The following is a 10,955-nucleotide window of genomic DNA, read 5'->3' on the forward strand; positions in this document are numbered from 1 at the left end:
TTACGCACCACCCCGTCAGTAGCTGAACAGGAGGGACAGCTGATAGAAACAGAAGCCACTGGAGCACCTCAAAAACACCATCATACACTAAATCAGTAAGTTGGCAGCATCACCCTCATCGGAATACGCATTTTGCAGCGCTGCCTGACCGTAGTTAAGGCGGACGATGCCGTTCGGCGCATCGAGGCTGCTGACTTCAGCCTGGCGGTTAATGCTGCACCCCGCGAGCAAGAGGAGTGTGCCGGCTACAATGACTCTTTTCATGGTTCGCTCTGAGTGGATGGAAATACGTTATCGTACCCGCAGATGCCCGCCGCAATGGCTGGAATAGCCGGACAATCTGCCCTCACTCTTCGCAACGGGTCGATGGTGAACGCGATCAGACCCCATTCTGATTAAATTGTGATTTCTATCACAAAAGCATTGATTTTTGTGATGGTGGTCATATTATAGGCGCATTGACGATAAAGTTTTACAACACGTTGATGGAGCATCACTGTGAAACTGCGCAAAATCCTGAAAAGTATGTGGGCCAATTACTGCCGCACGTTCAAAGACGTGCCGCCGGGCGCCATGTTCTGATAAAAAAACCTGCTTCGGCAGGTTTTTTTATACCTGCAGACGTTGAAGGGAAGATGTCAGGGGGCGTGTTTTGATACTATGGCGGCCTTTAAATAAGGAGAAACCCCATGTCACAAAACCTGAGCGCCGATCAGGAACTGGTCTCTGACGTTGTCGCCTGCCAGCTGGTTATCAAACAAATCCTGGATGTTCTGGACGTGATTGCGCCGGTTGAAGTGCGCGAGAAGATGTCTACCCAGCTGAAAAACATCGATTTTGCCAGCCATCCTGCTGCCGCTGACCCGGTAACGCTTCGTGCGATCCAGAAGGCCATCGCGCTGATCGAGCTGCGATTCACGCCGCAGGGTGAGTCCCACTGACGCAGGGAAATGGGCGACGGCATGCGTCGCCCTTTGATGTTATCAGAAGAACGTCTGGACCAGCAGGTAGCTCGCGGCACACGCGCAGCTTACCCCAATCAGCCCTGGCAAAATAAAGCTGTGGTTGATGATAAATTTACCGATGCGGGTCGTGCCTGACCGGTCAAAGCCGATGCAGGCCAAATCGCTGGGATAGGTCGGCAGGACAAAATAGCCGTAAGACGCCGGGAAAAAGGCGATCAGCATTTTCGGGTCGATGCCCAACATCAACCCCATCGGCGCCACCGCCGTCAGCGCCGCCGCCTGGCTGTTCACCAGTTTTGACACCAGAAACAGCACAATCGCATATGTCCACGGGTGGCTTTTCACCACGCCTTCCAGGGCCAGCTTTAACTCGTCGAGATGCGCCTGGAAAAAGGTATCGCTCATCCACGCCACGCCGAATACCGAGAAGATCGCAACCATACCGGCCTTGAATACCGCGCCGTTGGAAATCGCGGAGGCATTGACCTTACAGGCCATCAGCATCACGGCACCCGCAATTAGCATCATCATCTGGATGACAAGGTTCATCGACAGCGCCGTCATTTTGCCTTTCAGTTCAAAGGCGGGGCGCAGCTCAGGGAAGGCCCCCAGCAGAACGACCACGGCAATGCCGGCAAAGAAAATCCACGTGGACCAGTAGGCCTGTTTTGGGAAACGCTGATTCATTAACGTCTCTGTTCCGCCATAGATAAACTCGCGCTGCTTAGGATCTTTTAGCTTTTCCTGAAACTCCATGTCGTCCGCCAAATCTTTCCCGCGGCGTAAACTCCATAGTGCAGCAATAGCCACGCCGAAAAGTGAAGCGGGAACCGACACGGCGAGAATTTCCAGAATTCCCCACGCGTGGCCGATCCCATGCTGGGCCGCCAGGATGGACACCAGCGACACGACGGCAACGGAAACGGGGGAGGCCGTGATCGCCATCTGCGACGCGACCGACGCCACGGCCATAGGACGCTCCGGACGGATCCCTTTTTTCAGGGCGATATCCGCAATAATCGGGAACATGGTGTAGACCACATGGCCGGTGCCGCACAGAAAGGTCAGCATCCAGGTGGTAAACGGAGCGAGCAGGGTGATGTGCTGCGGGTGTTTGCGCAGCAGACGTTCCGCAAACTGCATCATGACGTTGAGACCGCCCGCCGTTTGCAGGGTAGCGGCACACCCAATCACCGCGAGGATGGTCAGCATGACGTCAACCGGGGGTTTACCCGGCTGCAGACCAAAGACGAAACATAAAATAAAAAGACCAATACCGCTGATTAACCCAAGCCCCATACCGCCGAAACGCGTACCCGTCAGCAGGCAGAGGAGAATGACAACAAACTCAATGGTGATCATGATGCTCCCTCGTCAATGATTATGTAATTAAATAAATCATCACACGTTGTGTGGTTAATCATTGGGAGCCAGATCTGATTTGTTAAATTTCAGCAAAAGCAGAAGGTTGGAGAGGGGAAGGGGACCTGCTCCCCGGGACGGAAGCAGGCCAAAAACTCAGTGGTGCTGCACCGCCACAATGTCGAGCAGGTGACGGTCGGTTTGCTCAGGACATAAACCTGCCTGCTGCGCGTTATGCAGCTCATCCGCCAGCGTCTTCAGCAGCAGGCCATCCTGCTGCTGCTCTTTATCCATATCGCGTAAGAATCTGAGCGTCGTAATGTCCTGCTGCGCTTTGGCTTCATCGGCCAGTTTGTTGAGGGTGCTGCAGCGTTGTTCATACTCTTCAAGCGTTTTCTGAAACAGTTCTTCCAGACAAGAGTAGCTCTCGTTTATCCCATCAAGGGCTTTAACGACAGGGTTTGCCCCTGCAGCTTTCAGGAAGTTAAAAACGCGCATCATATGGGTGACGTTACTTTGTGCCTGAGAGCGAAAGAAGGTGGCAGAGCCCGTGAGGCTATTCTCAGCGCACCAGGCACTTAAGTGAAGGTGCAGGTTGGAGGCGTAGAACTCAAGGTTCATCTGCGCGTTAAGTTTTTGCATCATCGTTTGGGTAGCCATACTCATATCCTTATTGACGGTGGGACGTGATGTCCGTTGCTTAACCTGAGCACCAGGCAAGTACGAAGAAAAAGAGCAGAAATACGCTTTCTGCAGTAAACGAAGTCGACCGAAATTCACTTCCTGTGTTCGATATAAATAAGCATACCCTTGTCTTTGGTCTAAGAAAACTCTTAAATTGGCTGTGTTTACCATACATTACAAACTTTAATATAGTACAGAAATACAATTAGCTCGCCATAGATCGGTGTTTAGATAATCCTCTGATAATCAACATTTTTTATCGAAGAGATATGCTGTTACTCTTTCGGGAATATTAAACCGGAATAATGCTCCGTAAAAAAATGAATCACGGATTAATTATTCCGTATATCAGGTGCATTAATAAAATTGCGCTAAATCAAATTCTGTGGAGTAAATAATTTTCAGTGCGTGTGGCATTTTTGATGGAAAACATACTGCACTTTTCTGACGTCCGGCGTTCTTGGGCCCGATCCGGGGCATCAGGGATATCTTAGCTAATCTTATGGATAATCCTGCTTACCCTCATTTCATTTGTCTGACAAATACTGCCTTTTTTATGTCATTTTTCGCTGAATTTATGTACGCAATTACTGTAATTCTGCGGTGTGATGGGGCTCTCTTATGGATGATTAATTTCCCGCTAAAACTATCACCAGCAATAACGCTTATAACGAGGTAAGCGCTAATGCCTTGTTTTAAGTCCGATTAAATAAGAAGCACGCACATATTCCCTACAGAAAAGAAAGCTAAAGCTGGAGTTTACCATGCACAAATTTACTAAAGCGTTGGCGGCCATCGGTCTGGCTGCCGTTATGTCACAATCCGCTATTGCTGAGAATTTAAAACTCGGTTTTTTGGTAAAACAGCCCGAAGAGCCCTGGTTCCAGACGGAGTGGAAATTCGCCGATAAGGCCGGGAAAGATTTAGGTTTTGAAGTGATTAAAATCGCCGTGCCTGACGGTGAGAAAACCCTGAACGCCATCGACAGCCTGGCGGCCAGCGGTGCGAAAGGCTTCGTTATCTGTACGCCGGATCCAAAGCTGGGCTCGGCCATCGCGGCAAAAGCCCGCGGTTACGACATGAAGGTCATTGCCGTTGACGATCAGTTCGTGAACGCCAAAGGCAAGCCGATGGACAGCGTCCCGCTGGTCATGATGGCCGCGACAAAAATCGGCGAACGTCAGGGCCAGGAACTCTATAAAGAGATGCAAAAACGCGGCTGGGACGTCAAAGAGACCGCAGTGATGGCTATTACAGCGGATGAGCTGGACACGGCGCGTCGTCGTACAACCGGGTCAATGGACGCGCTGAAGGCGGCCGGTTTCCCGGAAAAACAGATCTACAAAGTCCCCACCAAATCTAACGATATCCCGGGCGCTTTCGACGCCGCCAACTCCATGCTGGTTCAGCATCCGGAGGTCAAACACTGGCTGGTGGTCGGCATGAACGACAACACCGTGCTGGGCGGCGTGCGCGCGACGGAAGGTCAGGGCTTCAAGGCACCTGACGTGATCGGGATTGGCATCAACGGCGTTGACGCCGTCAGCGAGCTGTCCAAAGCGCAGGCAACCGGCTTCTACGGCTCACTGCTGCCAAGCCCGGACGTTCACGGCTATAAATCCAGCGAGATGCTTTACAACTGGGTCACCAAAGGGGCTGAACCGCCGAAATTTACCGAAGTGACCGACGTGGTGCTCATCACCCGCGACAACTTCAAAGAGGAGCTGGCGAAAAAAGGACTGGGCGGGAAGTAATACGCGGTGATTGTGCCCCTCATCCTGCGTGAGGGGCCTGACGTACACACTACAGGAATCACGGAGACGTTATGCGACAGTCTGATCCGTATCTCTCTTTTCGCGGCATCGGGAAAACCTTCCCCGGTGTGAACGCGCTGACCGATATCAGCTTCGACTGCTATGCCGGCCAGGTTCACGCCCTGATGGGGGAAAACGGTGCGGGAAAATCCACGCTGTTGAAAATCCTCAGCGGCAACTACTCGCCAACAACCGGCACGCTGGCGATCCGCGGCGAAGAGGTCTCTTTTGCCGATACCACGGCGGCGCTCAATGCCGGGGTGGCCATTATCTATCAGGAGCTGCACCTCATCCCTGAGATGACCGTGGCGGAAAACATCTATTTAGGACAGCTCCCGCACAAAGGCGGCGTGGTGAATCGTTCGCTACTTAATTATGAAGCGGGGCTGCAGCTAAAACACCTGGGGCTGGACGTCGATCCCCAGACGCCGCTGAAATATCTCTCCATCGGCCAGTGGCAGATGGTTGAAATTGCCAAGGCGCTGGCGCGTAACGCCAGAATAATTGCCTTCGATGAACCCACCAGTTCGCTCTCTAAGCGGGAAATCGAAAATCTGTTCCGCGTGATCCGCGAATTGCGTCAGGAAGGCCGGACGATTTTGTACGTTTCGCACCGCATGGAAGAGATATTTGCTCTCAGCGATGCCATCACCGTGTTTAAAGATGGACGCTATGTGCGCACCTTTACCGACATGGCGCAGGTGAACCATGACCAGCTTGTTCAGGCGATGGTCGGACGCGATCTGGGTGATATCTATCACTGGCAGCCTCGCCAGTACGGCCCTGAGCGTCTGCGCCTCGATAGCGTAAAAGCGCCGGGCGTCAGAACGCCGATTTCGTTATCCGTACGCAGCGGTGAAATCGTCGGCCTGTTTGGTCTGGTAGGCGCGGGGCGTAGCGAATTGATGAAAGGGCTGTTCGGCGGTACCCGTATTACCGATGGGCAGGTCTCCATTGACGGCGAGCGGGTAGACATTCAGAAACCGGCCCACGCGATCGGGGCGGGAATGATGCTCTGTCCGGAAGACCGGAAAGCAGAGGGCATTATTCCGGTGCACTCGGTACGCGACAACATCAATATTTCCGCCCGCCGTAAGTTTATTCGCGCAGGTTGCCTGATAAACGATAGCTGGGAGTCGAGCAATGCCGACCACCATATTCGTTCACTGAATATCAAAACGCCGGGTCCGGAACAGCTGATCATGAATCTGTCAGGCGGAAACCAGCAGAAGGCCATTCTGGGCCGCTGGCTGTCGGAGGACATGAAGGTCATCTTACTGGATGAGCCGACGCGCGGTATCGACGTGGGGGCAAAACACGAGATTTATAACGTGATCTATGAGCTGGCAAAACGCGGCGTGGCGGTGCTTTTCGCCTCCAGCGATCTGCCGGAGGTGCTGGGCGTGGCCGACCGCATTGTGGTGATGCGTGAAGGCGAAATTGCCGGCGAATTACTTCATGAACAGGCGAATGAACAACAGGCGTTGAACCTCGCCATGCCTAAAGTTAGCCAGGCCGTCGCCTGAGTAAGGAGTTAATGATGTCCTCTGTTACTACATCCGGAGTGCCGAAGTCGAAGTCGGCGTTGAGCGTTGGGCGTATCTGGGATCAGTACGGCATGCTGGTGGTGTTTGCCGCACTGTTCGTCGCCTGCGCGATCTTTGTCCCCAACTTTGCCACCTTCATTAATATGAAGGGGCTGGGTCTCGCCATCTCCATGTCCGGGATGGTGGCCTGCGGGATGCTGTTCTGTCTGGCCTCCGGCGATTTTGACCTGTCGGTGGCGTCGGTGATTGCCTGTGCAGGCGTTACGACGGCCGTGGTGATCAACATGACGGAGAGCCTGTGGATTGGCGTTTTTGCCGGTCTGTTACTCGGCGTCATCAGCGGCCTGGTGAACGGTTTTGTTATCGCGCGCCTGAAGATTAACGCCCTGATCACGACGCTTGCGACAATGCAAATTGTCCGCGGGCTGGCCTATATCATCTCCGACGGTAAAGCGGTGGGGATTGAAGACGAGCGTTTCTTTACGCTGGGTTACGCCAACTGGCTGGGTCTGCCTGCGCCTATCTGGCTGACCGTGGCCTGCCTGATCCTGTTCGGCTTCCTGCTTAACCGGACCACCTTTGGCCGTAATACGCTGGCGATTGGCGGTAACGAAGAGGCCGCCCGTCTGGCCGGGGTGCCGGTGGTGCGCACCAAGATTATTATCTTTGTGCTCTCGGGGCTCGTTTCTGCCGCGGCGGGGATTATTCTGGCGTCGCGTATGACCAGCGGCCAGCCAATGACCTCTATTGGTTATGAGCTGATCGTTATTTCGGCCTGCGTGTTAGGGGGCGTTTCCCTCAAGGGAGGCATCGGAAAAATCTCATATGTGGTGGCCGGTATCCTGATTTTGGGCACGGTAGAGAACGCCATGAACCTGCTGAATATTTCGCCGTTCTCGCAGTACGTGGTGCGTGGTCTGATCCTGCTGGCAGCGGTGATATTCGACCGTTACAAGCAAAAAGCGAAGCGTACCGTGTAACCGTTTTGCACCTCTTTTATTGCTCAACTTATAACCATAGTTGACCCCTTCACCGCCCCGCCAGTAAAACTGGCGGGGCGGTTGTCAAATGGCGAGCGACGTCACACTGTCTATACTTACATGGCTATGAAAGAGGTAAAGGCGTTTACCTCTCGTCAACCGTAAGGAGGAAAAGGGTGGCTGACTTGTTAACCGCACCGCCTGTACTGCCCGGACATTATGCTTTCTTTTTTGATCTCGACGGCACGCTCGCCGGGATAAAACCGCACCCCGATCAGGTGTCTATTCCGGAGGCGGTGTTACAGGATTTGCATCAGCTCTCGCTCATGAATGAGGGAGCACTGGCATTGATATCAGGGCGCTCAATGGCCGAGCTGGATCTGCTCGCCAGTCCATACCACTTTCCGCTGGCCGGTGTACACGGAGCGGAGCGCCGCGACATCCATGATCAAACGCATATCGTTTCACTCCCCGACGCACTCACGCAAACGCTCCAGAAGCGGCTCTCTGCTGCGCTGGCCGACCTGCCTGGCACCGAGCTGGAAGCCAAAGGCATGGCCTTTGCCCTGCATTATCGCCAGGCACCGCAGCACGGAGATGCCGTGCTCGCGCTTGCTCAGACGGTTGCGGATGCGCATCCACAGCTGGCGCTGCAGCCGGGCAAATGCGTCGTGGAGTTAAAGCCGAAGGGGATTAATAAAGGCGCTGCCATCGCCGCCTTTATGGCGGAGGCGCCATTTAAGGGCCGGACGCCTGTTTTCTTAGGGGATGACCTGACCGACGAGGCCGGGTTTCGTGTGGTTAATCAGGCCGGAGGGATCGCCGTTAAGGTAGGGCCTGGTGACACTGTCGCCGAATGGCGGCTGGCGGATGTCGCCAGCGTCTGGCAGTGGGTATCTGATATCGCTAACCAGCAACAACAACAAATAGCGCAAAACAAAGGGGGAAACCATTATGGGTCGCTTAGTCGTCGTCTCTAACCGAATCGCACCGCCTGATGATAAAAAAGCCAGTGCGGGTGGCCTGGCGGTAGGGGTGTTAGGTGCCTTGAAAGCCGCTGGCGGGCTGTGGTTTGGCTGGAGCGGAGAAATCAGTGAAGAAGAGAAACCGCTCAAAAAAGTGACGCGCGGGAATATCACGTGGGCGTCGTTTGCACTGAAAGAGAAAGACTACGACGAGTATTACTCGCAGTTCTCGAATGCCGTCCTGTGGCCGGCGTTTCACTATCGTCTTGACCTGGTCAAATTCCAGCGTGAATCCTTCGAAGGCTACGCGCGCGTGAATGCGCTGCTGGCGGATAAACTGCTGCCATTGATAGAGGAAGACGATATTTTATGGATCCACGATTATCACCTGCTGCCGTTCGCCAGAGAGCTGCGAAAGAGGGGAGTGAATAACCGGATTGGCTTCTTCCTGCACATCCCGTTCCCGACGCCGGAAATTTTTACCGCGCTGCCGCCGCATGAAGAGCTGCTGGAAGCGCTGTGTGACTACGATTTGCTGGGCTTCCAGACGGAAAATGACCGCCTGGCATTCCTGGACTCCGTGTCAGGGAAAGCGCGTCTGGTGACCAAAGGCGGGAAAACCCATACGGCGTGGGGAAAAACGTTCCACACCGAAGTGTATCCAATAGGGATTGAACCTGACGAAATCGCGGAGCAGGCCTCCGGCCCGCTGCCGCCGAAGCTGGCGCAGCTTAAGAATGAACTCAAGCACGTGAAAAATATCTTCTCGGTCGAGCGTCTTGATTATTCTAAAGGGCTGCCGGAACGCTTCCTGGCGTATGAGACGCTGCTGGATAAATATCCGGAGCATCACGGTAAAATCCGTTATACCCAGATTGCGCCGACGTCGCGCGGTGAGGTTCAGGCCTATCAGGATATTCGCCATCAGCTGGAGACAGAAGCCGGGCGCATTAATGGCCGTTACGGTCAACTGGGCTGGACGCCGCTGTTTTATCTGAATCAGCACTTCGACCGCAAGATCCTGATGAAGGTCTTCCGCTACGCGGACGTCGGCCTGGTGACGCCGCTGCGCGACGGGATGAACCTGGTCGCGAAAGAGTATGTGGCAGCGCAGGACCCCGCCGTTCCGGGTGTTCTGGTGCTATCCCAGTTTGCCGGGGCCGCAAATGAGCTTACCTCGGCGCTGATTGTGAACCCTTACGATCGCGATGACGTGGCGAATGCCCTGAACCGCGCGCTCACCATGCCGCTCACGGAACGTATTTCCCGCCATGCTGAAATGATGGAGACGATCCGGAAGAACGATATTAACCACTGGCAGGCGCGTTTTATTCAGGATCTCCGCGATATCGCCCCACAAAGCCATGAAGGCGATTTACAAAAAAAGATCGCAACTTTCCCTAAACTTGCCTGATATTTCCCTGGGGGGTTAACGCCCCCCAAGCGGCACTAATAACACGTCAACCTGACTTGATGCGACAATGGATTTCGCCGCGCAGGCCGCGCGCGATAAAAAGCTGTGGTTATGATTCCCGCATATCACTAAATCAATATTCTGTTTACGACACATGTCGAGAATATGGGCATTAAGTTCTCCTGTCGCAATTACAGTTTCATAGACAGGATAGTGTGCCTTTTCGACCAGCTCGCGCAGAAATTGCTGCGTTTCCTCCTGAAGTACCTCACGAATATCCTCCAGCATGGGGGCAGCCAGCTGATTATACATCTCGGGTTCGGCCGCAAGCGTGATGAGGCTGATGCGGGCATTGTGAGGTCTGGCAATGGAAACTGCCCGGGCGACGAGTTGATGGCTTTCTGGGGAAACGGCAACAGAAACAAGTAGATGGGAGTAACTCATGGCGCACTCCTTGGGTGTCTGACTGACAGCGTTTGATCACCTTTACCGCGATTTTCCGGGTTCTGCAAGGGCTGATTACGACATTAGTGTGAAGCTTATCATAATTATTCATTAATTATTCTTATAAGAAGAATAACTGAAAAATGCGCCTAAATGAAAAAAATTAACAACTTAACGTAAATCACACAATTTTATGCCTTGACTGTTGAATCGTTTTGATGCGTTACAAAATCATTTCGAATGATCACGCCCTGAAACATCTTTTTTGGGCTGCCTGCATAACTCTATGTTTTTTCACAGTAAGAAAAATGTTTCCCGGAGGGGTGAATGATGTAAATGTTTCCGCGCGACGTCCACCCGAGGAAAAGCACGTTGCATGCCAGTTCTGATCCCCCTTCTGCATGAGTATTCGTCAATTAAGAATACAAAACAGTGTCGATTGGTTAATAATTGAACAAATTACAAGTCATACTGATGGATTTATGGGTCATATTCACTTAAATTGTGTGACGTAGATCACATTTTTTTTAAATTTGAGGATGGCTGGATTGTATGTGTCAAAACTGACGAGTAGAGTTTGCGTCGAATTAGGAAAAATCTTAGTTATTTGTAAGAAATGATAAAACATGTAAGAGACGCATTCGCGTTTCCTCTCTTACGCGTTTCGGTAATGACTCCAACTTATTGATAGTGTTTTATGTTCAGATAATGCCCGATGACTTTGTCATGCAACTCCACCGATTTTGAGAACGACAGCGACTTCCGTCCCAGCCGTGCCAG

Annotated in this window: 13 protein-coding genes; 7 read left to right on the forward strand and 6 right to left on the reverse strand. The window is 52.9% G+C overall.

The window, feature by feature from the left end; genetic code table 11:
* Together FHC48_RS23870 and FHC48_RS22435 are read right to left on the reverse strand one after the other, a co-directional pair.
* On the reverse strand, positions 1-59 hold a 59-nt coding region (locus FHC48_RS23870; RefSeq protein ID WP_097491765.1), incomplete at its 3' end, for an IS1 family transposase.
* Between the two features lie 28 nt (positions 60-87).
* Positions 88-264, reverse strand: coding sequence for a hypothetical protein (locus FHC48_RS22435; protein ID WP_220418974.1), 177 nt, complete (start codon positions 262-264; stop codon positions 88-90).
* A 234-nt stretch (positions 265-498) separates the two neighbouring features.
* Here FHC48_RS22435 and azuC point away from each other — a divergent pair, with 234 nt between their 5' ends.
* Together azuC and FHC48_RS22445 are read left to right on the forward strand one after the other, a co-directional pair.
* Positions 499-582, forward strand: coding sequence for a stress response protein AzuC (gene azuC, locus FHC48_RS22440; protein WP_014884364.1), 84 nt, complete (start codon positions 499-501; stop codon positions 580-582).
* A gap of 107 nt (positions 583-689) precedes the next feature.
* Positions 690-941: a DUF2766 family protein gene (locus tag FHC48_RS22445; RefSeq protein WP_008500405.1), complete on the forward strand. Its 252-nt coding sequence runs from the start codon at positions 690-692 to the stop codon at positions 939-941.
* 42 nt (positions 942-983) lie between these two features.
* On the opposite strand, the gene FHC48_RS22450 is transcribed toward FHC48_RS22445, so the two are convergent.
* Together FHC48_RS22450 and FHC48_RS22455 are read right to left on the reverse strand one after the other, a co-directional pair.
* Positions 984-2,327: an anaerobic C4-dicarboxylate transporter gene (locus FHC48_RS22450; RefSeq protein ID WP_008500406.1), complete on the reverse strand. Its 1,344-nt coding sequence runs from the start codon at positions 2,325-2,327 to the stop codon at positions 984-986.
* A gap of 156 nt (positions 2,328-2,483) precedes the next feature.
* Entirely contained in the window at positions 2,484-2,987 is a 504-nt protein-coding gene (locus FHC48_RS22455) for a non-heme ferritin-like protein (protein WP_008500408.1), read from the reverse strand.
* Positions 2,988-3,775: 788 nt separating this feature from the next.
* Here FHC48_RS22455 and araF point away from each other — a divergent pair.
* The 5 genes from araF to otsA all read left to right on the forward strand — a co-directional run bounded on the left by araF (position 3,776) and on the right by otsA (position 9,731).
* Positions 3,776-4,765: an arabinose ABC transporter substrate-binding protein AraF gene (gene araF, locus FHC48_RS22460; RefSeq protein ID WP_008500409.1), complete on the forward strand. Its 990-nt coding sequence runs from the start codon at positions 3,776-3,778 to the stop codon at positions 4,763-4,765.
* Positions 4,766-4,836: 71 nt separating this feature from the next.
* Positions 4,837-6,351 (forward strand): L-arabinose ABC transporter ATP-binding protein AraG, encoded by a 1,515-nt coding sequence (gene araG / locus FHC48_RS22465; RefSeq protein WP_008500410.1) that lies wholly within the window; start codon positions 4,837-4,839, stop codon positions 6,349-6,351.
* 11 nt (positions 6,352-6,362) lie between these two features.
* Positions 6,363-7,352, forward strand: coding sequence for an L-arabinose ABC transporter permease AraH (araH, locus tag FHC48_RS22470; protein WP_171843394.1), 990 nt, complete (start codon positions 6,363-6,365; stop codon positions 7,350-7,352).
* Positions 7,353-7,528: 176 nt separating this feature from the next.
* On the forward strand, positions 7,529-8,332 hold the full coding sequence (gene otsB, locus FHC48_RS22475; RefSeq protein WP_032652519.1) for a trehalose-phosphatase: 804 nt from the start codon (positions 7,529-7,531) through the stop codon (positions 8,330-8,332).
* The gene (gene otsA / locus FHC48_RS22480; protein ID WP_220418972.1) at positions 8,307-9,731 is read left to right on the forward strand and encodes an alpha,alpha-trehalose-phosphate synthase; all 1,425 of its coding nucleotides are present in this window, start codon (positions 8,307-8,309) and stop codon (positions 9,729-9,731) included. The genes otsB and otsA overlap by 26 nt, the downstream gene beginning before the upstream one ends.
* Before the next feature lie 15 nt (positions 9,732-9,746).
* Here the strand turns inward: otsA and uspC are convergent, their stop codons facing one another.
* On the reverse strand, positions 9,747-10,175 hold the full coding sequence (gene uspC / locus FHC48_RS22485; RefSeq protein ID WP_008500414.1) for a universal stress protein UspC: 429 nt from the start codon (positions 10,173-10,175) through the stop codon (positions 9,747-9,749).
* 681 nt (positions 10,176-10,856) lie between these two features.
* On the reverse strand, positions 10,857-10,955 hold a 99-nt coding region (locus FHC48_RS22490; protein ID WP_000641146.1), incomplete at its 5' end, for an IS1 family transposase.

This window comes from Enterobacter sp. EC_50 (assembly GCF_019584525.1).
In the GTDB taxonomy this organism is placed as follows: domain Bacteria; phylum Pseudomonadota; class Gammaproteobacteria; order Enterobacterales; family Enterobacteriaceae; genus Enterobacter; species Enterobacter roggenkampii.